This window comes from Priestia sp. JNUCC 25, assembly GCF_053667915.1.
This window is the reverse complement of sequence record NZ_CM132211.1, coordinates 2750312-2774997: the sequence shown is the minus strand read 5'-3', so window position 1 is coordinate 2774997 and position 24686 is coordinate 2750312. Positions and strand designations below refer to the sequence as shown.

Here is a 24686-nt window from a genome sequence, read left to right as displayed (position 1 = left end):
ACATGAAACTAGAGGTGTAGAACATGAATATATTTTTGCAGCACAATCCTACAAAATTATACTTTGGAAAAAATCAAATTACGAAGCTATCCCAAGAGCTTGCTTCTTATCATAAACAAGTAAACGTTCTGTTAGTATACGGAGGAGGAAGTATCAAACGAAATGGCGTATACGACGAAGTGAAAGCTGAACTTCAGTCTATTAACGCGGTTGTTCACGAGCTGTCTGGTGTAGAACCTAATCCTCGTTTGACTACGGTAGCTAAAGGCGTTGACATATGTAAAAAAGAAAACATTGATTTTCTCTTAGCCGTTGGGGGAGGAAGTGTAATCGATTGTACAAAAGCTATTGCAGCTGGAGCCGTGTATGAAGGAAATACATGGGATTTAATTACACGTAAAAAAGAGATTACAGATGCGCTTCCTTTTGGAACGGTATTAACACTTGCAGCAACAGGATCTGAAATGAATTCAACTTCTGTTATTACAAATTGGGAAACAAAAGAAAAGCTAGGTTGGACGTCTTCTCACGTATTTCCCGTCTTTTCTATCTTAGATCCGGCGTACACATTTTCAGTGCCGCGCGATCAAACCGTCTATGGAATTGTTGACAGTATGTCGCATGCGCTTGAACACTATTTTCATCGCACGGAAAATACGCCGATGATGGACGGCTTTATTGAATCTTTACTAAGAACGGCTGTACAAGAAGGTCCTAAGCTTCTTAAAGACCTGACTTCTTATAAGTATCGTGAAACGATGATGTATATCAGCACGACGGCGTTTAACGGAAGCTTAGCAAACGGAACGGACGGGGGAGACTGGGCTACTCATCGTATTGAACATGCTCTGTCGGCCGTATATGATATTCCCCACGGAGGCGGTCTTGCTATCTTGTTCCCTAACTGGCTGGAGCACGTTTTAAAAGAAGATCCTTCTCGTGTAAAACAATTGGCTGTAAACGTATTTGGCATTGATCCAGCGGGAAAAAGCGATGAAGAAACAGCAATGGAAGGAGCAAAAGCGCTTCGCACTTTCTGGAATGACTTAGGAGCCCCGAACAGCTTGCGTGACTATGATATTGATGATTCTGAATTTGATGCGATTGTTGAAAAGACCTTTGTAAAACCAGGTGTTGGAACTTATAAAGAGCTTGATTATGCAAACGTTCGAGATATTCTAGAAAGATCCAAATAAAAAAGACGAGCTGCCTGCTCGTCTTTTTTATTTGTACTCAATAATCCATTAGAAAATAAAGAAAAAGAAAAAAGCACAGCACGATGCATCCTGCTCCTACCGTTATTTCGGAAAATCCTTGAATAAACGTACTTTTAGGACTGCCTCCTTCATTTTGCAGCTGAAATACACGTTTTCTTTTGCGCTCATGTACGATTACCAACGAACCAAAAGCAACCGATAATAAGGTAAAGAGCGGCACCGCGATTAAAAACAACTTGATGGAATACGTCCAGTACGATATGTACAGCATATAATACATTGCGCCAGTACTCAGGGCAAAGAATGTTAAAGAAAATACAAACCACTTAGTAAAAGGGTTTTTGCTCATGAATTGTTCACTTCCTTATATCAAGTTCTTCTATGATCTAGATAATAAAAGCCTTCTACCATTTTACCAAAACTTTTTAGTACGTTCTATCGATTGTATCGATTGATCACGAACGCGTGCATATCGTTGGCCACGAAATTTTATCAAGAGGACTAGAAGAAGACGGAAGTATTATACCGCCTTTTAAAATGTTTGAAGCTGCTCAAATAAGAAATAAAACCTTCGCTCTTGACCGAGCCTGCCGCTTAGAAGCTGTAAAAAATGCTAGTATTATTGATCGTCAGCTGATTTTTATTAACTTTATTCCTACAGCAATATATAATCCTGAGCATTGCTTGGCATCTACATTTGCGTTAATTAAAGAATTGAATATAAAGCCCGAGCAAATTGTATTTGAAGTGATTGAAACGGAGGATGTTCAAGATATTGAGCATTTAAAAAACATTTTAAATTATTATCGTTCCCACGGATTTAAATATGCTTTAGATGACGTAGGAGTTGGTTATAACACGCTGAATCGGCTTTTAGAAGTGGAGCCTGACATCGTGAAATTGGCATTTGAATTCACAAACGGAGTCAGTAAGAATGAGAAACAGAAAAAAGTGGCCCAAGAGATGTTAACTATCACCCATAGAATGGGGGCGAAGGCTCTTGCAGAAGGGGTAGAAACAGAAGAAGATTTAAAATGCCTGATAGAGATGGGCTATGATTTGTTTCAAGGGTATTATTTTGCAAAGCCTCATCCTGAACCGTTAAAAGAGATTCATTCTATTTACGTTTAGTAACAAAAAGCAGAAGAAGAGCAACTTCTGCTTTTTGTATGAATGAAAGTAAGAATACTCAAAAAATAAACAATTCACTTTCATTTTGCTAAATAGTTTACAGGGAAAGGGAAGTGCTATAAGATGATAAATATTAATTCTTAGTATTTCTATCAGAAAAGGAGTGGATGATTTGGCACAAACGTTGCACTCATCATATAAATCGAAGTCAACCACTGTTGTAACAGAATTAAGCCCTATGCAAAAGCCATTATTTGCAGGAGGGGTTATAGCAGCAGTTATTTTGCTTCTTGCGATTGTGCTCACGACTAACTGGACGCAAGGTGTGTTATTTATTATTGGCCTAGCGTTAGGGATGACGCTTCTGTACGCACGCTTTGGCTTTACATCAGCATTTCGCCGACTGGTATCTGTCGGAAATGTTCAAGGTTTACAGGCGCATATGCTTATGCTAGCGATTGCTTCAACGCTGTTTGCTATCATTTTAAGTACAGGCTTTAGCTTTACAGGCGTAACGCCAAAAGGATATGTTTCACCTGTAGGAGTCAGCGTGATAGTTGGTTCGTTTATGTTTGGAATTGGCATGCAGCTAGGAAATGGATGTGCCTCAGGAACGCTGTATTCGTTAGGCGGCGGCTCTTCTTCCATGATTTTAACGCTTTTATCCTTTATTGTAGGTTCTATGTTCGGGGCGTATCATTTGCCATTTTGGCAAAAACAACCTTCGCTTCCCCCTATTTCATTAGCTGAATCGACAGGCCTTGGTTATTTTGGTGCTTGGATTGTACAGCTTATCGCGTTCGCAGCGATTTACTGGATTACGATTCAAATTGCGAAAAAGAAAAATCCGCCTATGATGAAGCAGCTTCCTACGACAAAAGGGTGGAAAAAGATCATTCGCGGCTCTTGGCCTCTATTTACTGCGGCGATTGTGCTGGCTGTATTAAATGCATTGACGCTGGCTGTAAGAGGAAATCCTTGGGGCATTACTTCTGCCTTTGCTTTATGGGGCGGAAAAGCGATGATGGCAGCTGGAATAGATGTATCAAGCTGGGGATTTTTCCAAGGTGCAAATGGAGAAGCGCTAACGCAAAGTGTATTAGAGGACTCTACTAGCGTGTTAAACTTTGGGATCATCCTAGGAGCTTTCATTTCAGCGACGGCGCAAGGAACGTTCAAACCAGGGAAAATTAAGCCCGGCGTCGCAGGAGCAGCTGTTGTTGGCGGCCTTTTAATGGGGTATGGTGCGCGTCTTGCTTTTGGCTGTAACATCGGCGCTTACTTTGGCGGCATTGCCTCATTTAGTCTTCACGGATGGGTATGGATGGTTATGGCGATGCTTGGCACAGGCGTAGCACTATTTATCCGACCGTTATTTGGACTCAAAAACCCTAAATCTAATGATTCGATTTGTTAAGTTTAGATAAAACCTTCTTTGCATGAGCAAAGGAGGTTTTTATTTTAGGTGATGTTTGGAATCGCTGTGCTATTTTGTGAATCACTTGAAGTTTAGTACAGCTCATCAGTTTTCTCCGCAGCGTTTGCGCTACTTTTCTCTTAGCTAAAATCTCTTGTTCTAACCCAAAAAGAATATAAAAACTTCCTTTTTTTATAAAATTTTCACTTATTTTGCCGATATAACAGGAAGATTGTATGTATTTGGCGAAATGTACATTAAACACCATGTCCAAACACAGTTATTAAAACGTAAAAAGGGGTTTTAACGTTACATGAACAAGTATTTAAAAAAAGCTGTTATTTATGGAAGTTTGTGTTTTTTACTGGGAGCATGCGGAGGAGCAGGAGAACAAACATCTTCTGAACCACAGAAAAAAGAAGAAGCTGTAAAATCTAAAGAAGCGACAAAAAAAGAAAAAAAAGAGGGCATTAATACAACCATTAAAATTAGCGCAGCGGGAGATTTTACTTTAGGAAATGATGAAAGCTTCAGCTATGATTCTACTTTTAATGACGTAGCGGCAAGAAATGGCCTTCCGTATTTTACGCAAAATGTAAAGTCGATTTTTGAACAAGATGATTTAACAACGGTTAACTTAGAAACGACGCTGACAAATGCGACCGAAAAAGCAAGTAAAACATTTCGTTTTAAAGGTGACCCTTCTTTTGTGAATATTTTAAAACAAGGAAGTATTGAAACCGTTAACTTAGCTAATAATCATACACGTGATTATTTACAGCAAGGATATGATGATACAAGAGAGAACTTAAAGAAAAGCGGAATAGGCTATTTTGGCTATGAAGATACATACATCACAACGGTAAAAGGAGTCAAAGTAGGATTGCTTGGATATCCGGGCTGGGATGACACCAAAGAAATAAGAAGTCAGATTAAAGACGGAATTAAGTCTTTAAAAGAAAAAGGCGCTAAAATTATCATTGTGCATTTTCACTGGGGATCTGAGCGACACTATGTTCCTGATACAGCGCAGCAAGCATTGGCGAAATATACAATTGATAACGGAGCAGACTTGATTTTAGGTCATCATCCTCACGTTGTTCAAGGAATTGAAGAGTACAAAAATAAATTTATTGTCTATAGCTTAGGAAACTTTATGTTTGGCGGAAACAAAAATCCAAGTGATAAAGATACATTTGTATTTCAGCAGACGTTTACGATTAAAGATGGAAAGCTAACGACTAATAAAGACATCAACGTCATTCCATTCCGTATTTCTTCCACAACGGCGCGAAACGACTACCGACCTACGCCTTTAACAGGAGCGGAAAAGGACCGAGTGAAAAATAAACTGATTGATGTCTCCAATCAAATCAAACAGGAAAAATGGACGGTTTACGATGAAGATAGTAAATGAAGCTCTCAGCATTGAGAGCTTTTTTTTTTATAAAATAAAGCGAAAATAACCAAAAAAATGATATAATGTAAAAAAATAGATTAAAGGTGGAATTATGGTTAATATAGGTGATATTATTTTTCAAATTCTTATGCTGCTTATCTTGATAGGAATAGCAGGAGTAATAATTGCATTTATTATAGGCTTAAAAAGGTTGATTCAAAAGCAGGGGGCAAATGAAAAAAGGCTTCAGCGCATGGAGCAAAAGTTAGATGATATGCTGAAAAACAAAGAGTCTTGACTATACAGAAGCACTGTCAATCCATCAGTGCTTCTGCACTTGACATTTTATAAAAAAGCAGTAAGATATGTATACATCATTCATATAGGGAGGAAGTTACATGGCAAAGTCAAAAGCAAAAAAAATGCGTGATAAAATGACGCGTGAAGGAAAGCGAAATCCAGAATTAAACCGCAGCCTGTTTGTATTTGCAGACATGGACACGCGCAAAACCAAAACAAAGAAGGAAAAACTTCAGCACCAGCATACAAAACATAAAAAACGATTATCAGACGGAGCGTACAGTACCGGAGATGATCGTTTTTTTATTGCGTTTCATACATCTGCAAAATGAAAAAAGAGCTTTTGGCTATCCATCTTCACTTTGCCCAAACATTTTTACTGTAAACTTTCACAAAAAACCCTTATGATAGGAAAAGAAGGGGATGAACTAAGAATGCTTACGATTGAAAAAGTACCTAAAAACCAAGCGGGCGTTTTGCAAAATTTGTATTCTCTTTATCTCCACGATTTATCTGTGTATACACCTTCTTTAGATATTCGCGAAGATGGAGCTTTCCATTTTGAAGAGCTGCCTCTGTTTTGGAAAGTAGAAGGCCTCTCGCCATACTTTATTAAAGTAGATGATAAGCTGACGGGCTTTTTTTTACTTCTTGAACAGCCCGCACTTCAGCAAGAAGCAGATTACTGCATCAATGATTTTTTTATCTTAAACAAATACCGAGGGCAGGGCATCGCTTCCAAAACGGTAAAAGACATTTTCTCTCATCGAAAAGGAACATATATGATTATTGAGCTTGCAGGCAATAAGCGGGCTATTTCATTTTGGAAACATATTTATAAAAGCTTACATATTTCCTTTCAAGAAAAGAAAATTGAACTTGACGGAGAGCCAACTCTTATTCAAACATTTAGTGTGTAAAACCCTTCTGAAAAACGGAAGGGTTTTTATTAAACTAAATATTAACAATTTTCAACAAATTATGTATAATTAAAGATGCTTGTCGACATTTATTCACAGGAGTATTCCTGTAAAGGAGGAGTAAAATGAAAGCGTTATCTAATTTCTTTACGGCGCTTGTGCAGCGTTTTTTACCTGATCCGTTTGTGTTTGCTTTAATCCTGACGCTGATTTTATTTGTATCAGGTATTGTTTTTACTCCTCACGGGCCGATTGAAATGGTTCAGTTTTGGGGAAGTGGATTTTGGAACCTTTTGGCATTTGCGATGCAAATGAGTTTAGTGCTTGTCACGGGACATGCGCTTGCCAGCTCGCCGCTTGTAAAGAAGTGGCTTGTGAACATAGCACTGTTAGCCAAAACTCCGGCGCAAGGGGTAATTCTTGTCACGCTTGGCGCAGCTATGGCCTGTATGATTAACTGGGGGTTTGGCTTAATTGTAGGTGCGCTGTTTGCGAAAGAAGTAGCGAAACGCGTGCCGGGATCTGATTACCGGTTTTTAATTGCCTGTGCCTACATAGGGTTTTTAACATGGCACGGAGGCTTGTCAGGTTCGATTCCTCTTGTCGCTGCTACACCTGGAAACCCAATGGAAAAAACGGCTGGACTTATTCCGCTGTCAGACACGATTTTTACAGGCTACAACTTATTTATTACCCTCGCATTATTAATTGTCCTTCCTATTATGACAAGACTGATGATGCCGACGGGAAAAGAAGTGGTAGAAATTGATCCAAGACTGTTGGCAGAAGATGAAATGGCTCCGGCTACAGTTGTTGAGACATCTTCTTCTAAGCCAACATTTGCTGTACGCATGGAGAACAGCAGGTTTTTAAGTCTGACGATTGCGCTGCTTGGGTATTCATATTTAATTTATTATTTTGCTACAAACGGCTTTAAAATGGATATTAACACAGTGAATTTATTATTTTTCACGACGGGTATTTTGCTTCACCGCACGCCTTTATCCTATATGAATGCCGTTTCTAATGCTGCGAAAGGAACCGCTGGGATTGTGATTCAGTTTCCATTCTACGCAGGTATTCAAGGCATGATGGAGCTATCAGGCTTAGGCGGGAAGCTAACGAACGCATTTATCTCGATTTCAAATGAAACGACATTTCCGTTTCTTGCGTTTTTAAGTTCTGGCGTTGTGAACTTTTTTGTTCCGTCAGGAGGAGGACACTGGGTTGTACAAGGACCTTTTATTATGCCGGCAGCTGAACAGCTCGGCGTAGATCCGGGAGTCGCTGCGATGGCCATTGCCTACGGAGAAGCATGGATGAATATGGCGCAGCCGTTTTGGGCACTGCCTGCACTAGCTATCGCAGGGCTCGGAGCACGCGATATAATGGGCTACTGCGTGACGACCTTAATTGTATCAGGCTTTATTTTTGCTATAGGACTAACGTTTTTCTAATACGAAAAGGTCAGCTGAAAAGCTGACCTTTTTTCATTATTTTCTTCTTTCCAAGCGTATCTATCTACTTTATAAGCCAACTTCGCGGGCACTCCAGTCCCAAAATTCTTCTGCGAGCCGCTCATCTTTTGCTCTTGAAGAAGGGGGAGTCACGCGTTTTTTATAAAAGTAAGCGCCGCTAATATGCGTTACTTCAGGGCTGTCTGCTAAATAAATAGCCGTTTCAGCACCTTGAAGAGGTGTTAAAAAGAAAGGGCGAAGCACGGCGTGAACGCTTTTTCCGAAACCCGTTTGACGGTTAACGCCGATAGCGGTAGAAACGGCTCCGGGGTGAAGGCAATTTACGGTTACCGAAGTGTCTTTTAACTTTTTACTTAAATGGACCGTAAATAAGTTATTCGCTAATTTAGACTGCGAGTATCCTCGCCATATTCCGAATCCTGTTGTTAAGTGAGGGCTGTTGAAGTCTATTTTTCCAGCTTTATGAGCACCGGACCCAACGTTTATAATGCGTCCTTGCTGAGATTTTTTCAGCGGATCTAAAAGTAAATTAGTTAACAAAAAGTGACCCAAATGATTGACACCAAGCATCATTTCAAAGCTGTCTTGGGTTGTTTCACGCTTGATTGTCACCACGCCCGCGTTATTAATCAGCACATCAAGCACGCTGTAACGAGACGTAAAGTCTTCACTGAAAGCTCGGATACTGTCGAGAGAAGCTAAGTCACAGGTCATAAGAGATATGGAATCCGAGCCGCTTTGACGCTTCGCTTCTTCTAAAGCGGGATTTCCTCTTTCTTCATTTCGGCAAACCATAATGACTTCGAATCCTTTTTTGGCTAGTTCAATCGTTGCAGCCAGTCCCATTCCTGAATTGGCACCCGTAATTAACGCTCGTTTTGCTGTCATGAGTATGTCCCTCCCAACTACATCTTTTTTCTAGTGTATAAGATAAGAAGATACGTCGTCCACTTCTAGCTTTTTCTTTTATTTCTTTCATGTTTTAAAAAAGGGCGTAAAATTTGCACAGAAGAGAAAATGTTGCACAAAGGTCAATATTTTACACCCTACTCGTCAATTAAAGCGGTTTCATAAATAGCGGATTTCGCTAAAATAAGACATAGGGAGGTGCTAGTAAGATGAATAGCCAAAGTAAATTACAGGAGACAGAATATGTTCCTTTAGAGCAAGAACTTAAAAGAGAACCATCGATTAATACGAAAAAACGTAAAAATTTGAAAAATGTAGGTTTATTTGCACTATTTGTAGGGCCCGCACTTTTAGCGTTTTGTGTGATTGTACTTATACCATTTTTTACAGGGATTTATTACTCATTTACAGACTGGAACGGAGTAAATGGTACGATTAACTGGGTGGGACTTGATAACTTTAAGTACTTGTTCACCGAAGATAAGCAGTTTCAGCAATCGTTTTGGATCACAACAAAATATACGGTCGTTGCGATTATCTTAACGAATGTGGTTGGATTCGTGTTAGCAATCCTTGTTACTCAGATGTTAAAAACACGAAACATTTTACGTACGGTTTTCTTTATGCCGAATTTAATTGGCGGACTTTTACTAGGATTTGTATGGCAGTTCATTTTCGTAAAAGGATTTGCATCTATCGGACAAATTACGGGAATCTCGCTTTTTGAACTTCCTTGGTTGGGAGACGCAAAAACAGCATTTTGGGGCATCGTGATTGTAAGTGTATGGCAAGGAGCAGGCTATATCATGCTTATTTACACAGCAGCACTGCAAAACGTACCGCAAGAGCTGATTGAAGCAGCAAAAATTGACGGAGCAAGCAGATGGCAAATTCTTCGTCATATTACAATTCCAATGGTAGCGCCGGCAGTAACGGTTTGTTTATTCTTAACGATTTCATGGTCATTCAAAGTATTTGATGTCAACTTATCATTAACAAACGGTGGTCCATTCAAATCAACAGAAATGTTAGCGCTTAACATTTATACAGAAGCATTTGTTAATAACAGATACGGTCTAGGTGAAGCAAAAGCCTTAATTTTCTTCATCGTCGTAGCAGCGATTACGATTATTCAAGTAACATACACGAAGAAGAAGGAGGTTGAATCGTAATGGGAAACAAATATACGAGCAAAACCTTTATTGTTGAAATTTTAGCGGTCCTGCTTGGACTTGTGTTCTTGGTTCCCTTTTATTATGTGCTTTCAAACTCGTTGAAGTCATTTGCAGAAATTTTGTCAAACACATCGGCACTGCCAACAACGATTCAGTTTCAAAACTTTGTTAATGCATTCAACCAAATGAATTACTTAAAAGTGCTTAGCAACTCGCTAATCATTACAGTCATCAGTAACGCAGTTCTAGTCATCTTCTGTTCAATGGCAGCTTACATGCTGGTTCGAACAAAGAAAAAAATCAGCAGCATTATCTTTATGGCATTCGTAGCGGCAATGGTTATTCCGTTTCAATCTATCATGATTCCGCTTGTAAAAGTAGCAGGAAACTTAAATCTGTTAAACAGCATTTGGGGTATCGTGATTATGTACTTAGGCTTCGGTTCTGGTATGACGATTTTCTTATACCACGGATTTATTAAAGGAATTCCAGTCGAGCTAGAAGAAGCGGCAATCATCGACGGATGCTCACGTCTAGGCGTATTTTGGAGAATTGTATTCCCATTATTAAAGCCAATTACAGTAACCGTTGTCATCTTAAACAGCCTATGGATTTGGAATGACTTCTTACTTCCGTCTCTTGTTCTGCAAGATCCTGAACTAAGAACGATTCCGCTTGCGACATTCTTCTTCTTTGGTCAGTATACAAAGCAGTGGGATTTAGCACTAGCAGCACTTGTAATCAGTATTATCCCGCTATTAATCTTCTTCTTTGCAATGCAAAAACACATTGTTAAAGGAATTACAAGCGGTTCAATTAAATAATAGAAACGGCAACAGGGCTGGTTTTGAGGATGAGGCATCAAAACCAGCAGCAAATAGGGAGGAACGGAAAATGGCATTTAAAATGAAAAAATGGCCTTTAGCAGTAGGTGTTTTATCGGCTACGCTTTTATTTTCAACTGCGTGTTCAAACGAAAGCGCATCTGGTAATAAAAAAAGCGGCGGAGATCAAGTGGTAGTAGATGTATTTCAAGGAAAAGTAGAAATTGCTGATCAGCTAAAAGCTCTAACTGATCAATACACAAAAGAACATCCAAACGTAAAATTTAATATCCAAACGGTGGGTGGAGGAGCTGACGGTGCAGCTGCTTTAAAAGCGCAGTTTGCTTCAGGCAATGCACCTGACCTTTTCACAAACGGCGGATATCAAGAGGCAAAAACGTGGAAAAATAAATTAGAAGATTTATCCGATCAGCCTTGGATTGATGACGCGTACGAAAACACACTTACACCAATGACGATGGACGGTAAAGTATATGGACAGCCAATCAGTCTTGAAGGCTATGGATTTACATATAACAAAAAACTGTTCAAAAAAGCAGGCATTAAAGAACTGCCAAAAACGTATTCAGAATTAGAAGCAGCGGCTAAAAAGCTGAAAGCTGCCGGCATTACGCCATTTTCTATCGGCTACGGCGAGTGGTGGGTGCTTGGAAACCACGGCTTAAATATTCCATTTGCCAGTCAAAAAGATCCCGATGCATTTATTAAAGGATTAAATGACGGCAGTGCGAAAATCGCAGGAAATGAGCAGTTCAAACAGTATGTAAAGCTGCTTGATTTAACAGTAAAATATGGAAACAAAAATCCTTTAACGACGGACTACAACACGCAAGTAACAAAATTTGCGAACGGTGAAGCAGCGATGATTCAGCAAGGAAACTGGATTCAGCCAATGCTTGATAAAATTACGCCGAACATGGATGTAGGCATTTTACCTATGCCGCTAAGCGACGATGCGGCTGTAGCTGACAAGCTTGCAATCGACGTTCCAAGCAACTGGGTTATTCACAAACAAGCACCAGCGGCAGATAAAAAAGCAGCAAAAGACTTCTTAAACTGGATGGTCACATCTAAAGAAGGCCAAAAAGCGTTAGTAGAAGACTTTAAGTACATTCCAGCCTTTAAATCAATTGAAGCAAAAGACATCGGACCTTTAGGCGAAGAACTTCTTAAATATTCTAAGGATCAAAAAACGATTCCTTGGGAATGGACAAAGTTCCCTGAAGGCGTAACGCAAAAATTCGGAGCGGATGTACAAGAATACATCGGCGGCCAAACATCTGAAGATGAGCTATTAAAATCATTAGATAAAAGATGGGCTGAATTGAAGTAATAGAAAAGACAACCTTGGGGTTGTCTTTTTTTTGTGGGTACACAAACCAGAAACATAGCTGTATTTATCTAAAAAAAAAAGGCGGCAGAATTTATGTGTTCTGCCGCCTTTCTGCGTTATCACTTAACTTCTTGGCCAAAGCATAACGGCTACGCCAATTAGACACACAAGTCCGCCAATCCAATCATATGTATCGGGCATTTTTTTATCAACCCACCACGCCCAAAACAGGCTTAAAACAATAAAAATGCCGCCGTAAGCTGCATATACACGTCCAAAGTCCGGAAACGACTGCCACGTAGCAATGACGCCGTACAGCACCAAAGCAATACCGCCCAGCAGCCCTAACCAGCTTGATGCTCCTTCGCGCAGCCACTGCCAAATCAAATAGCCGCCGCCAATTTCAGCGAGACCCGCTAGGATAAAAAGAAAAATCGCTTTAATCATAAACTATACTCCTTATATCATCATTTCTTCTCTTTATTCTATCTTACTTTTTTCGTTTGATGGACCATTTGTTCGTTTTAAATAAGTGTACTGGAAAGCATTCCTTTATCAATTTGTCTTCAAACCTGCTAAACTATTAATAGTATGAATTCATTATAAAACGTTTGTAAGAGTACAAAGAGTCATCCAATTATTGATGCTCAGCGCACTTTTACAAAAGGTAGAAGTTAGTAGTAAAGGGACTATTTAAAAGAATAAAACGTTTAACAGTATAAAGCAGTAAAAAGAATGCAGATATAGGGGTTTGGTAAAATGAGTTTAGATCATAAAGTGATACGCATTGAGCTGCCTACGCCATTTCCAATTGGACCAGTGAATGTGTTTTTATTAAGAGCAGACAAGTTAACGTTAATTGATGCAGGGATGAAAACCAAAGAAGCGTGGAATGTTTTTGAAGAGGCGCTTCGTAAAGAAGGATATAAAGTAACAGATATTGAACAAGTTATTCTTACTCATCAGCATCCGGATCACACTGGATTTTTAGAATGGCTGCCGAGTGATATACCGGTTTACGGTCATAAGCTTGTGGAGCCTTGGATTTACCAAGATGAAGAGTTTGTTCAGCAGCATAATGAGCTATACCGTAATTTCCTTATCGAGTTTGGAGTCAGTGATGATGTAATGGATACATGGCTTCGTAAAGCAACGGCTGCAATTCAAGTATATTCACCTAAAGGGCAGAAGCTAGCAGGGTATTTGAAAGAAGGAGATACACTTCCGTATGCGAGTGAGTGGGAAGTAATTGAAACGCCGGGACATTCCTTAACTCAGCTGATGTTTTACAATCGCAAAGAAAAAGTCGCGTTTGGCGGAGATCATATTTTGCCAAAAGTACCGTCCAACCCATATTTAGAGCCAACCATTCAAAATCCTAAGCCAAAGCCGCTATTGGACTACTTGGCGTCTCTTGAAAAAACGTTGAACTACGACATTGATTTGATTTATAGCGGTCATGGTGAACCGCTTAATGACATTCATTCTTTAATTATGGAACGTATTCAAAAGCAGCATAAATGGGCGCTGCGCGTGTTACAAGCAATGGGGGAAGGAAAGAAAACAACGCTTGAAATCAGCGCTGCTTTTTTCCCGGATATGTATCAAAAAGCACCCGACTTTATTTTCTCAGAAGTGTACGGCCAGCTTACGTATTTAGAGAAAGAAGGATACGTTGAATTAACAAAAAATGAAGAAGGCGTCTTGCTGTGGGAAACTACACGTGTGCTTGCTCCTCAGTCATAACATAAAAAAACCAGCTTCTTTAAAGAAGCTGGTTTTGTCTGCTTATAGTGAATGCAAGCGCTCAATGCGTTTTTCAAGCGGCGGGTGAGTAGAGAATAAGCGAGAGAACTTTTCTTTACCGCTAATTTTAAAAGCAGCAATGGATTTTTGACGGTTATCTACTAATGAAGTAGTATGACGAAGCGATTCTAACGCATAAATCATTTTTTCCTTGCCGCCGAGTTTAGCTGCAAGCTCATCGGCCTTAAATTCACGTCTTCTTGAATGCCAGAAGATAATCGGGCTGCTTAAGATACTAAAGAGAATCTCAAATACAATCGATGTAAGGAAATAAACAACCATCGCAAACTCTTCTCGCACAAAGTTTGACACCGCTTTGGCTACTAAACGAGAGAAGAAAATAACGAATGTATTTAATACTCCTTGCAGAAGCGTAGTTGTGACCATATCACCGCTTTTAATATGCGCTATTTCGTGAGCGATAACGCCGCTGATTGCATCGCGGTCCATACGTTCAAGCATTCCGCTTGAAACTGCAACAAGCGAGCGTCTTTTACTTGGCCCAGTTGCAAAAGCATTAACTTCCGCTGAATGATAAATTCCGACCTGAGGCATTTTTCTTAATCCTGCAACAGATGCAAGTCGGTGCGTTTCTTCGAGAACAAATCGTTCGTATTCACCTTGAGGGGAACGTTCATCAATAACTTGAACACCCATCATCCACTTTGCCATCACGCGGGACATCATAAGAGAAATAATCGCGCCGCTGAAGCCGGCAATTACGCTAAATGCCAGCAGGCCGCCGTAACCGCTGCTTCCCATATAGCTTTGAACACCTAATAAAGATGTAATGGTTGTGATTGTAATTAATACTAAAATATTAACGAAAATAAACAGTGAAATTCGTTTTAGCACAAGTCTTCCTCCTTTAACTAATACGTGCATGATAGGTATACGGTTGGAGGAGAGAAAAGGTTTCATTTATTTATTCAAAGTTATTAAAAAGGTTATTATGCTAAGTTATTAAATAGTAAATATCAAATTACAAAATGAGATACAAAAAGTAGCGGGATGTATGATTTACTTTATAATCAAGAGCATTTTTTAAAAGAAATTTTATAATTTACGTCTATCTTAGGACGAGAAGTACTAAAATAATAAAAAAAGGTGTTCAAATCATGAACACCTTTTTAGTAAAAATATTTAAAGATTAATAGTAAATAACTTTATTACGTTTAAAAATTAACCTTTGGTTCTGTACCTAATTTAATACGTTTGAAGTTTTTAATATGTTTCCATGTAATGAAAACAAAAATAACGGCTGCAAATACCATTAATACTACATCGCCTACATAAATTGATGCTAAAAAGGCAACCAATGCGCCAATAGGTGAAGATAAGGATACGTATTTAGAAATTTTGAGAGAAATTAAAAAAGCAAGAACCCCTAGAATGAAAGCTAATGGTGAAAATGCAAGGAATACACCAGCCGCAGTCGCTACAGATTTTCCTCCTTTAAACTTTGCAAAAACCGGATAGCTATGTCCAAGAATAGCGATAAATCCAGGGACAAGCATATGCAAGTGACTATTCATCATAAGCGGTAAACAGACAGCTAGCGAACCTTTTGCTATATCGCCGATCAATACTATAATACCTGCTTTCTTTCCTAAAGTGCGAAAGGTATTAGTAGCTCCTAAGTTACCGCTCCCGTGCTTGCGAACATCGGTTTTGTAAAATCCTTTTCCAATCACTAAAGCAAAAGGAATTGATCCAATGAAATAAGCTAATAAGATAATTATGGCGTTTGTTAGTACGTTCATTATTGGCACCTCAAATTGTGTTGTTATTATTCATTTTATAGCAAGATATCAAGAGTAAAGTTTATTTTGTTTCTGAACACTTCTATCAGTATGTAATGCTTCCCAGGGAGTAAATTGTGGTTTCTTAAATAGTGGAAGGTAGCTTTTATATGGATAGAGGGTGCTGGCTGTTTCGGTAGAGTATGTGTAAATTCAACTGTATTTTTAGCGGGATAACTTCATGACTTTATGCTAAGATGTTTTTGAATTTTCAAGCCTTCCTACGTATTAGGACGAATCCACATGTCCATTATAAATATGTAAAAAAAGAAAAGAGAGTAGGCGGAAAGGCAAAAATAAAAAACTTGCTACAACACCAGCGAAGTTTTTTGCGCATAAGCCGTTCTGATTTTTTCTACAAAATAAAGAACTTGTAATACAATTTTTAAAATATAACATAAATGTTTAAGGATTAAAAGATATTTTGGGTATATTGTATTAGAAGGAATGTCTTTTAATATTTTTTTATAAAAAACAAGACAAAAAAATTAACAAATCCAAAAAAATATAATAAAATGTAAAACAGTGTTTCGAAATATTAACTTCTTAAAATTGAAAGGGGTTCTGCACTTGTTGTGGACAGATATCAAAGAACGAGAAGTAGTTATGTACAAAAACTGCCAGGCGAAAATTTTAGAAAAAAAAGGGCCGAATAAAATAGTCGTTCGAAATCTAGAATTCCCGGAAAAAGGCGATTGGATATCAGCCGAGCTTGATTTTGAAGCTGTTGAAAAATTTGAGGAGAGTCGAGAACACTAATACTAAAAACATTTTATAATTCTTTTATTTGTTATATAAGAAAAAGCCGAGCTTACATTTTGAGTTCGGCTTTTTTGTTTATATCTAATTCGCTCTCTTTACGAAGAGCTCCTCGTTATTACATGTAAAACGACGCTTTTCCTCGCGTTTATTTTCCACTATTAAACTATTTCTACATAAAAACTTATTTTCGTTTGGGGCTATCAGCTTATTTTAGCACGCGTATTTTTGCCACTTTTTTCATATACAAACGTTCAGAAACAAAACTTTTGTGCATACATTGAAGACAAAGGGGGAGGATACAATGGGAAAAGCAAGTCGTATATTGAAATGGGTCAGCGGAGGTTTAGAGGCTCTTTGGGGGATTCCCCTCTTAGGCGGCACCTTGGTTATAAGTCTAGCCTACACGCCGCTCATTCTAATGCTCGCATTGCATATTGTAGGTTTAGTATTTGCCATTAAAACAAACAAAGTTCGGACAGGGCATATCATGGGAATTGTCTGTTCCGCTATTGCCTGGATTCCAATTGTCGGTATGATCATGCACATTTTAACGGCTATTTTCTTACTGATAGAAGCAGCCAAAGATAACGAGCTATCTGAAGACGCAGCATAAAAGAAAAGCCGCCTGATCTTTAGGTGGTTTTTTGTATTTACTACCACAGACTTGGAGGCTATATTGTTTTGGAAAATCCTTTTTATGTTAGAATATTAGAAGTATTTTCTAAAAAAGGGGGTAAACATAATAGACAAAGCCAATCAAAAAAACAAAAGAATTTTTACAGCAGGACTCATATTAGTTGCTCTTGTAAGCTTTATATTTTTACTATGGAGTAAAGGATGGGTAATTCCTAATGCGATAAGTGCCAACCGCTATGATGTAAAAGGCGTAGACGTATCTTCTTATCAAGGGGAGATTGATTGGAGCGTGCTGAGTAAACAAGATATTCAGTTTGCTTTTATCAAAGCAACGGAAGGAAGTTCATTTCAAGATCCTTTATTTAAACAAAACTGGGAACAAGCAAATCGGAAAAACATGCGGATCGGAGCTTATCATTTTTTTAGCTACGATAGCAAAGGTTCTACACAAGCGGCTAATTTTATCAAAGCGGTCTCTCTTAAAAATAACGATTTGCCTCCAGTGATTGATGTAGAATTTTACGGAGATAAAAAACAAAACCTTCCGTCTCAGAAACATGTATACAAGGAGCTTTCTAGCATGATTAAACGTCTTGAATCTCATTATGACAAGCGCGTCATTCTTTATACGACGCCTAAAGCGTATGACTTGTATATTAAAAACAGATATCCTGAGTGTGATATTTGGATTCGCGATGTTGTGAAAAAGCCTACTCTTGAAGAACAGAAGAAATGGACGTTTTGGCAGTATACGGACAAAGGGCGGTTAAGCGGCTATAAAGGTAAAGAAACGTTTATTGATTTAAATGTGTTTAACGGAAACAAAGCAGAATTTGAAAAATACTAGTTTACTAGAAAGGTAAGAGATGGAGGAAAAAATAATGCCTACTTACAACAAGCTAGTGCGAGATAAAATTCCCACGATTATTGAACAAAGCGGAAAAACCTTCAAATCACGCGTGCTCCAGCGAGAGGAATATCAACATGAGCTGACGAAAAAGGCAAAAGAAGAGCTTCAAGAGTACATAGAAGCCCAAACGCATCAAGAGGCTATTGAAGAGCTTGCAGATTTACTGGAAGTTATGCACGCGCTAGCAGCTGTGCACGGGGCCACGCCAGAACAACTTGAGAAAGTGCGTGAGGAGAAGGCGAAGGAGCGCGGGAAGTTTGATGATCGGGTTTATTTAGTGGAAACAGAGGAAGTGTAGTTTGATGGTGCAATAGTGGAGGGAGCGAGCGGTGGCAGGTGAGTTTTAATTTAAAAGTAGGAGAAATAAAAAAAGCTTATTTAACAGAACAAGAAATTTGGAAGATTATTAATCAATTTTTCGCTAATGGTCACTTTACCACAACGTATAAATATGGATTAATGAAAGCTTTAATTGAAAACCTATATAACGTTGACAATCGGTTAGTACTCACGTTTGATCAAGTGTATTTTTCATTTGCTAAAATATATTGGAATTTGGTTATTCATCATGATTTAAATCAATTAAATACACACAATAGACAAGCTGGAATTCAAAAAGAGTTAAAGGAATTTCAGTTAATGCATGGTGTCCCCAATAAAGTAGTATTTGATCGTTTACCAAGTAATCTTCAATTGCAGTTAGTAGAAAGAACTAAAAAAGTGGGGGCAAGGTATGTAGTAGGGGCGTTATACGGAGATATGGAAGGTTCTATTTATGAGTTTGATAAAAGAACAGAATACATAAAGTTTAATAGCAGTATGTATATTTTTTTACAAAAATATAGACAAATTGTTACTCATTTAACCAATTATCATTTGGCGAAATTTTTAGAAAAGCATAATGACAAAAATAAATTAGATGATGTCTTGTTGAAAGTGGAAAATATTTCAAAACGTGAATCGCTGCATGCATTCTATAACATACTTTGGAAATACGAAACAAAAGAATGTTTTTATTGTGGAAAACGTCTTTCTGATAAACGCATCGCTACTCATGTAGATCATTTTATTCCATGGAGTTATATCCAATCAGATAATATGTGGAATTTAGTGTTAAGCTGTCAAATTTGCAACACAAAAAAGAGCAATAAACTTGCTAAGAGTGTATACCTCGAGAAGATGTTTGTTCGTAACGATAATCTTAAATTAACAGCAGTTCACAATGATTTTAACTATTATTCGGAGCGTAAGTTAGAAGCTCTTTATGAGTATGCTGGAATGAATGGATACGTAGAAAACTGGTCTCCTTAACCCCAAGTATTTGTCTTTTCATCTCAGTTACAAAATCCCCTCTTGAAATTTTGTTCACCAAACAAGTAAACTAAAGACATAAGTTTGGTAAAATAGGGATAAGAAATTCATGAGGTAAGGGAGAACAAATCGATGGAGATGGATCAAGAGAAATTTAATAAAGTGATTGAAGCGGCAAGGATGTATTATATTCTTGATTATAATCAAAGTGAAATTGCAAAAAAGCTTGGTGTATCAAGGCCTACGGTTTCTCGATTGCTGCAGACAGCAAAAGAAGAAGGCATTGTTCAAATTAAAATTGTGGATTCATCTATCAATAGTGAAAAATTGTCTTATCAGCTTGAACAAAAATTCAATTTAAAAAAAGCAATTGTCACACCGGTTCCTCAATATGAAAATCACATTATTAAAAGTCATCTAGGCGTGGCAGCAGCTGACTATCTCTATGACATCGTAAAAGATGGAGACATTATTGGGGTGACGTGGGGAACAACTCTTTATCAAGTGGCCATCGATTTAAAACAAAAGTATGTGAATGACGTGCAGGTTGTGCAGTTAAAAGGCGGAGTAAGCCATTCGGAAACGAGCACGTATGCTTCTGAAATTATGTACTTATTTGGAAAGGCATACAATACGCCTCCTATGCACCTTCCTCTGCCTGTGATTGTCGATCACGTGGTAGTTAAAAAAGCAATGGAAACGGATCGTCATATTAAGCGCATTTTAGATTTAGGCAAACAAGCCAATATTGCCGTATTTACTACGGGACCCATTAAAACCGATTCGCTGCTTTTTCAGCTTGGCTACTTTTCCGAACAAGATGTAGAGATGATTTCCTCGCGAGCAGTAGGAGACATTTGTTCACGCTTTTTTGATAAAGATGGACAAATTTGCAATGAAAGCCTGGACGAACGGACGCTTGGACTTGATTTGGAAGAACTAAAGAAGAAAGAGTACGCCATTTTAGTAGCCGGCGGCGACCAGAAAATTGACAGTATTTACGGAGCGCTGCAAGGAAAATTTGCAAATGTGCTCGTTACTGATCAGTTCACGGCGCGCTTTTTGTTAGATAAACAAGAGTAAGGGAGATGAAGACGCTGTTTTTTCAAGAGCAAAAGCTTCATCGGATTGAAATAGTAGAAGATAGTGTATCTTATTCGGAGTCATCTCTGCAGGCACAGCGAAATCGGTATCCTTTTCAAGCAGACGTTTCAAAAGACGGAGTGATTGCCAAAGGAACCACGGGCTATATCATTAAACGGTGGGGAAGAATGTATTTTTCTCCTTATGCTAATCAAAAAGGAATTGAACGGTTTACGCCGCCTGATCAGCCATACGTATTAATTCCTTATAAAAAGGTAAAGAATAAGTACCGAATCATGTTGTTATTTGTGATAAAAGCTGAAAAATAAGGGAAGACTTCTGAGTGCGGAAGTCTTTTTTTATTCACTAAAACAGCGGCTATAAATATTTTTGAACAAATGTAAATATATATGTTTACAATTGTTCAAAGCTATTATATAGTAAGGGTGTAAGTTGTTGAAAACGTTTTAGTGGATGCACAATATGCAGATACTTTTAGGGGGAAAACGTCATGAGAATGGTTGACTTAATTGAAAAAAAACGTAATGGACATGAATTAAATAAAGCTGAAATTGATTTTATTATTGAAGGTTATACAAAAGGGGATTTACCTGATTATCAGCTATCGGCATTTGCGATGGCAATTTACTTTCAAGGAATGACACAGGAAGAACGCGTGAATTTAACGCAAGCAATGGTTGAATCAGGCGATCAAATCGACTTATCAAAAATTGAAGGTATTAAAGTAGACAAACACAGCACAGGCGGCGTAGGTGATACAACAACACTTGTATTAGGACCTTTAGTAGCTGCGGTTGATGTACCGGTTGCCAAAATGTCTGGCCGCGGCTTAGGACACACTGGCGGTACGATTGATAAACTTGAAGCAGTGCCTGGCTTCCACGTTGAAATTACAAACGAAGAATTCATTCGTTTAGTAAATACAAATAAAATTGCCGTTATCGGTCAAAGCGGAGACTTAACGCCAGCGGATAAAAAACTTTATGCGCTTCGTGATGTAACAGCAACAGTTGATTCGATTCCGTTAATTGCAAGCTCAATTATGAGTAAGAAAATTGCAGCTGGAGCAGATGCAATTTGCCTGGATGTAAAGACTGGGAACGGCGCGTTTATGAAGAAGCTTGAAGACGCTGAAGAATTAGCAAAAGCAATGGTTGAAATCGGAAAAGGCGTAGGCCGAAACACAAAAGCAATCATTTCCGATATGAGCCAGCCTCTAGGTTTTGCGGTTGGTAATGCGCTTGAAGTGAAAGAAGCTATCGACACGTTAAAAGGCGAGGGACCTGAAGATTTAACAGAGCTTTGCTTAACGTTAGGAAGTCACATGGTTGTACTTGCTGAAAAAGCAAGCAGCTTAGATGAAGCGCGTGCAATGCTTCAAGAGGTAATTAAAAACGGAAAAGCACTAGAATCATTCAAAACATTCTTAAGCGCACAAGGCGGAGACGCTTCTGTTGCAGACGATCCGTCTAAATTACCGGATGCAGCGCACAAAATTGAAGTGCCAGCAAAAGAAGATGGATACATTTCAGAAATCGTTGCAGAAAAAATCGGCGTAGCAGCAATGAAGCTAGGTGCAGGACGCGCAACAAAAGAATCTGAAATCGACTTAGCAGTTGGTATCATGCTTAATAAAAAAGTTGGAGATTCAGTGAAAAAAGGCGACTCTCTTGTTACCATCCACAGCAACAGCGAAGATGTACAGGAAGTAATGGATATCGTTTATGATTCTTACAGCACGGTTGCTGAAAAAGTGGAAGCTCCAACGTTAATTTATAAAGAAATTCATTAAGAAGTAGAGAGGAAGAACAAAATGAGTCAAAACATTACGGGTATTATTGATCATACATTATTAAAAGCAGACGCAACAGAAGAGCAAATTACGGTTTTAGCACAAGAAGCAAAAGAATATTCATTCGCTTCGGTTTGTGTAAACCCAACGTGGGTAAAAAAAGCAGCTGAGTTATTAAAAGATGCTCCAGAAGTGAAGGTATGTACGGTAATCGGTTTCCCTCTTGGAGCTACTACTTCAGCAGTAAAAGCATTCGAAACAACAAATGCAATCGAAAACGGTGCAGATGAAGTAGATATGGTAATCAACATCGGCGCGTTAAAAGATAAAAACTATGACTTAGTGCAAAGCGACATTCAAGCAGTAGTAGATGCTGCAAAAGGCAAAGCGCTAGTAAAAGTAATTATTGAAACAGCTCTTTTAACAGACGAAGAAAAAGCAAAAGTTTCTGAGCTAGCTGTAAAAGCTGGAGCTGATTTTGTAAAAACTTCAACGGGCTTCTCTACAGGAGGCGCAACGGTAGAAGACGTAGCGCTTATGAGAAAAACGGTTGGACCAGATGTAGGTGTAAAAGCTTCTGGAGGCGTTCGAGGCTTAGAAGATGCAAAAGCAATGATTGAAGCTGGTGCAACACGTATTGGTGCAAGCTCTGGCGTATCAATTGCAAAAGGTCAATTAAGCAACTCTGATTATTAATAAATGACAGCAGGTTAGTACTAGCTAACCTGCTGTAAACTAAGCAAAGGATGATGACTGTGGAGCCAAAACAATTAATAGATGAAGCAATCGCAGCAAGCAAACAAGCACATGTACCATATTCTCATTTCCATGTTGGTGCAGCTCTTTTAACAACCGATGGGAAGATTTATCGTGGATGCAATATTGAAAACGCTTCCTATGGATTGACGAACTGTGCTGAGCGAACGGCTATTTTTAAAGCTGTTTCAGAAGGGGACAAGCAGTTTTCAGCTATTGCAGTTGTAGGAGATACGGACGGCCCAATTTCTCCTTGCGGCGCATGCAGACAAGTATTAGCTGAGTTCTGTGATGATCACACACAAATTATCTTAGCAAACCTAAAAGGAGATTTTGTGATTACCAACATCAACGAAATCTTACCGGGCTATTTTTCATCAAAAGACTTACAAAAATAAGTAAGCAGTGGAGGATACTATGAAATATTTAATTGGCATCTTAGGGTTACTCGTTGTCTTTGGATTAGCGTATCTTGCAAGTAATAACCGCAAAGAAATCAAATATAGACCAATCATTATTATGGTTGTGATTCAAGTTCTTTTATCAGCTTTACTTCTAAATACAAAGTTTGGCTTGATTATTATCAATGCGATTGCCAGCGTTTTTGGAAAGCTGCTTTCATACGCAAACCAAGGAGTAGAGTTCGTATTTGGAGGCATTGCGAACAAAGGATCAATGCCGTTTTTCTTAAACGTCCTGCTTCCAATCGTTTTTATCTCTGTCTTGATTGGGATTTTACAGCACTTTAAAATTCTTCCTTTCATTATGAAATGGATTGGTTTAGTTCTCAGCAAGATTAACGGAATGGGAAAATTAGAGTCTTATAACGCAGTAGCTTCTGCGATTGTAGGTCAGTCAGAAGTATTTATTACTGTTAAAAAGCAACTAGACAAACTGCCGCCAAACCGTTTATATACGCTTTGTGCATCAGCTATGTCGACTGTTTCTATGTCAATTGTCGGTGCTTATATGACAATGATTGAACCAAAATACGTAGTAACAGCGATCGTTATTAACTTATTTGGCGGATTTATTATTTCTTCTATCATTAACCCTTACACAGTAACGGATCAAGAAGATATTTTAGAGGTACAAACAGGTCATAAGCAAACGTTCTTCGAAATGCTTGGCGAATATATTATGGATGGATTTAAAGTAGCGATTATCGTAGGCGCGATGCTGATTGGTTTCGTTGCGCTGATGGCTGCGATTGATAACGTGTTTGAAATGTTATTTGGTCTGTCGTTCCAGCATCTGCTTGGCTATGTGTTTGCACCGTTTGCATTCATTATGGGTGTTCCTGCTTCAGAAGTAGTAGCAGCCGGTGGAATTATGGCAACAAAACTTGTAACAAATGAATTTGTGGCAATGATGAGTCTTTCGGATATGGCTTCAACATTCAGTGCTAAAACACTTGGAATTGTATCTGTATTCTTAGTATCATTTGCTAACTTCTCATCAATCGGAATCGTGTCAGGAGCTGTTAAAGGCTTAAGCGAAAAGCAAGGAAATACAGTAGCGCGCTTTGGTCTTCGTTTACTGTACGGAGCTACGCTTGTAAGCGTATTGTCAGCGATTGTTGTCAGCTTTATTTTATAAGTGTAATAGAAACAGAAAGAAAAGCAGTTTCCTTTTCAAAAGGAATTGCTTTTTCTTTTTTACATGTAAACCGTAACTCCGCAC

28 protein-coding genes are annotated in these 24686 nt (G+C 38.5%); 23 read left to right on the top strand and 5 right to left on the bottom strand.

Translation table 11 applies throughout. The features are described from left to right. The first annotated feature begins 23 nt into the window (after nt 1-23). Entirely contained in the window at nt 24-1196 is a 1173-nt protein-coding gene (locus tag JNUCC25_RS14150; protein ID WP_064471795.1) for an iron-containing alcohol dehydrogenase, read from the top strand. Between the two features lie 37 nt (nt 1197-1233). Here JNUCC25_RS14150 and JNUCC25_RS14145 read toward each other — a convergent pair whose 3' ends face one another. Next, nucleotides 1234-1566 (bottom strand): hypothetical protein, encoded by a 333-nt coding sequence (locus JNUCC25_RS14145; RefSeq protein WP_013057503.1) that lies wholly within the window; start codon nt 1564-1566, stop codon nt 1234-1236. A gap of 116 nt (nt 1567-1682) precedes the next feature. Between JNUCC25_RS14145 and JNUCC25_RS14140 the strand changes: the two genes are divergently transcribed. The 7 genes from JNUCC25_RS14140 (at nt 1683) to JNUCC25_RS14110 (ending at nt 7841) form a co-directional block, all read left to right on the top strand. Further along, nucleotides 1683-2348 (top strand): EAL domain-containing protein, encoded by a 666-nt coding sequence (locus JNUCC25_RS14140; protein WP_029322387.1) that lies wholly within the window; start codon nt 1683-1685, stop codon nt 2346-2348. 172 nt (nt 2349-2520) lie between these two features. Continuing rightward, the gene (locus JNUCC25_RS14135) at nt 2521-3765 is read left to right on the top strand and encodes a YeeE/YedE family protein (RefSeq protein WP_029322385.1); all 1245 of its coding nucleotides are present in this window, start codon (nt 2521-2523) and stop codon (nt 3763-3765) included. Nucleotides 3766-4078: 313 nt separating this feature from the next. Then, on the top strand, nt 4079-5182 hold the full coding sequence (locus tag JNUCC25_RS14130; RefSeq protein WP_057273382.1) for a CapA family protein: 1104 nt from the start codon (nt 4079-4081) through the stop codon (nt 5180-5182). A gap of 94 nt (nt 5183-5276) precedes the next feature. Further along, nucleotides 5277-5462, top strand: a complete 186-nt coding sequence (locus tag JNUCC25_RS14125; protein WP_013057499.1) for a DUF4083 family protein — start codon at nt 5277-5279, stop codon at nt 5460-5462. Between the two features lie 100 nt (nt 5463-5562). After that, complete coding sequence (locus JNUCC25_RS14120; RefSeq protein WP_013057498.1) at nt 5563-5796, top strand: hypothetical protein; 234 nt, start codon at nt 5563-5565, stop codon at nt 5794-5796. A gap of 102 nt (nt 5797-5898) precedes the next feature. Beyond that, complete coding sequence (locus JNUCC25_RS14115) at nt 5899-6384, top strand: GNAT family N-acetyltransferase (protein ID WP_454222013.1); 486 nt, start codon at nt 5899-5901, stop codon at nt 6382-6384. A gap of 125 nt (nt 6385-6509) precedes the next feature. Further along, nucleotides 6510-7841, top strand: coding sequence for a TIGR00366 family protein (locus JNUCC25_RS14110; protein WP_029322379.1), 1332 nt, complete (start codon nt 6510-6512; stop codon nt 7839-7841). A gap of 69 nt (nt 7842-7910) precedes the next feature. Here JNUCC25_RS14110 and JNUCC25_RS14105 read toward each other — a convergent pair whose 3' ends face one another. Beyond that, the gene (locus JNUCC25_RS14105; protein WP_057273381.1) at nt 7911-8750 is read right to left on the bottom strand and encodes an SDR family oxidoreductase; all 840 of its coding nucleotides are present in this window, start codon (nt 8748-8750) and stop codon (nt 7911-7913) included. Nucleotides 8751-8980: 230 nt separating this feature from the next. On the opposite strand from JNUCC25_RS14105, the gene JNUCC25_RS14100 reads away from it, so the two are divergent. From JNUCC25_RS14100 to JNUCC25_RS14090, 3 genes are all read left to right on the top strand, one after another. After that, entirely contained in the window at nt 8981-9943 is a 963-nt protein-coding gene (locus tag JNUCC25_RS14100; protein ID WP_013057494.1) for a carbohydrate ABC transporter permease, read from the top strand. Further along, on the top strand, nt 9943-10770 hold the full coding sequence (locus JNUCC25_RS14095) for a carbohydrate ABC transporter permease (protein ID WP_013057493.1): 828 nt from the start codon (nt 9943-9945) through the stop codon (nt 10768-10770). Before JNUCC25_RS14100 ends, JNUCC25_RS14095 begins: the two co-directional genes overlap by 1 nt. Nucleotides 10771-10840: 70 nt before the next feature. After that, nucleotides 10841-12124 carry an ABC transporter substrate-binding protein gene (locus tag JNUCC25_RS14090; RefSeq protein WP_064471794.1) on the top strand — a complete coding sequence of 428 codons (1284 nt, stop codon included), beginning with the start codon at nt 10841-10843 and terminating at the stop codon, nt 12122-12124. Between the two features lie 123 nt (nt 12125-12247). Here JNUCC25_RS14090 and JNUCC25_RS14085 read toward each other — a convergent pair whose 3' ends face one another. Then, on the bottom strand, nt 12248-12571 hold the full coding sequence (locus JNUCC25_RS14085) for a YnfA family protein (RefSeq protein ID WP_014459650.1): 324 nt from the start codon (nt 12569-12571) through the stop codon (nt 12248-12250). Between the two features lie 312 nt (nt 12572-12883). Here JNUCC25_RS14085 and JNUCC25_RS14080 point away from each other — a divergent pair, with 312 nt between their 5' ends. After that, nucleotides 12884-13870 (top strand): MBL fold metallo-hydrolase, encoded by a 987-nt coding sequence (locus tag JNUCC25_RS14080; RefSeq protein WP_064471793.1) that lies wholly within the window; start codon nt 12884-12886, stop codon nt 13868-13870. A 42-nt stretch (nt 13871-13912) separates the two neighbouring features. On the opposite strand, the gene htpX is transcribed toward JNUCC25_RS14080, so the two are convergent. Beyond that, the gene (gene htpX / locus JNUCC25_RS14075; RefSeq protein ID WP_251386054.1) at nt 13913-14785 is read right to left on the bottom strand and encodes a protease HtpX; all 873 of its coding nucleotides are present in this window, start codon (nt 14783-14785) and stop codon (nt 13913-13915) included. A 320-nt stretch (nt 14786-15105) separates the two neighbouring features. After that, complete coding sequence (gene plsY, locus JNUCC25_RS14070) at nt 15106-15693, bottom strand: glycerol-3-phosphate 1-O-acyltransferase PlsY (RefSeq protein ID WP_029322369.1); 588 nt, start codon at nt 15691-15693, stop codon at nt 15106-15108. Between the two features lie 609 nt (nt 15694-16302). Here plsY and JNUCC25_RS14065 point away from each other — a divergent pair. The 11 genes from JNUCC25_RS14065 to JNUCC25_RS14015 all read left to right on the top strand — a co-directional run bounded on the left by JNUCC25_RS14065 (nt 16303) and on the right by JNUCC25_RS14015 (nt 24602). After that, entirely contained in the window at nt 16303-16491 is a 189-nt protein-coding gene (locus JNUCC25_RS14065; RefSeq protein ID WP_253880568.1) for a hypothetical protein, read from the top strand. A 304-nt stretch (nt 16492-16795) separates the two neighbouring features. After that, nucleotides 16796-17107, top strand: coding sequence for a hypothetical protein (locus JNUCC25_RS14060; protein WP_057273377.1), 312 nt, complete (start codon nt 16796-16798; stop codon nt 17105-17107). Between the two features lie 129 nt (nt 17108-17236). After that, complete coding sequence (locus tag JNUCC25_RS14055; RefSeq protein WP_078081922.1) at nt 17237-17977, top strand: glycoside hydrolase family 25 protein; 741 nt, start codon at nt 17237-17239, stop codon at nt 17975-17977. A 34-nt stretch (nt 17978-18011) separates the two neighbouring features. Further along, nucleotides 18012-18338 carry a nucleoside triphosphate pyrophosphohydrolase gene (locus tag JNUCC25_RS14050; protein ID WP_013057482.1) on the top strand — a complete coding sequence of 109 codons (327 nt, stop codon included), beginning with the start codon at nt 18012-18014 and terminating at the stop codon, nt 18336-18338. Nucleotides 18339-18376: 38 nt separating this feature from the next. Further along, nucleotides 18377-19351, top strand: coding sequence for an HNH endonuclease (locus tag JNUCC25_RS14045; protein ID WP_064471791.1), 975 nt, complete (start codon nt 18377-18379; stop codon nt 19349-19351). A 138-nt stretch (nt 19352-19489) separates the two neighbouring features. Beyond that, nucleotides 19490-20434: a sugar-binding transcriptional regulator gene (locus tag JNUCC25_RS14040; protein ID WP_029322361.1), complete on the top strand. Its 945-nt coding sequence runs from the start codon at nt 19490-19492 to the stop codon at nt 20432-20434. A 5-nt stretch (nt 20435-20439) separates the two neighbouring features. Beyond that, complete coding sequence (locus JNUCC25_RS14035; RefSeq protein WP_064471790.1) at nt 20440-20763, top strand: hypothetical protein; 324 nt, start codon at nt 20440-20442, stop codon at nt 20761-20763. Nucleotides 20764-20945: 182 nt separating this feature from the next. Then, the gene (locus JNUCC25_RS14030; protein WP_013057477.1) at nt 20946-22247 is read left to right on the top strand and encodes a pyrimidine-nucleoside phosphorylase; all 1302 of its coding nucleotides are present in this window, start codon (nt 20946-20948) and stop codon (nt 22245-22247) included. 21 nt (nt 22248-22268) lie between these two features. After that, nucleotides 22269-22943 (top strand): deoxyribose-phosphate aldolase, encoded by a 675-nt coding sequence (gene deoC, locus JNUCC25_RS14025; RefSeq protein WP_013057476.1) that lies wholly within the window; start codon nt 22269-22271, stop codon nt 22941-22943. 59 nt (nt 22944-23002) lie between these two features. Further along, complete coding sequence (locus tag JNUCC25_RS14020; RefSeq protein WP_013057475.1) at nt 23003-23401, top strand: cytidine deaminase; 399 nt, start codon at nt 23003-23005, stop codon at nt 23399-23401. A 19-nt stretch (nt 23402-23420) separates the two neighbouring features. Next, nucleotides 23421-24602, top strand: coding sequence for a NupC/NupG family nucleoside CNT transporter (locus tag JNUCC25_RS14015; RefSeq protein WP_013057474.1), 1182 nt, complete (start codon nt 23421-23423; stop codon nt 24600-24602). Nucleotides 24603-24686: the final 84 nt, after the last annotated feature.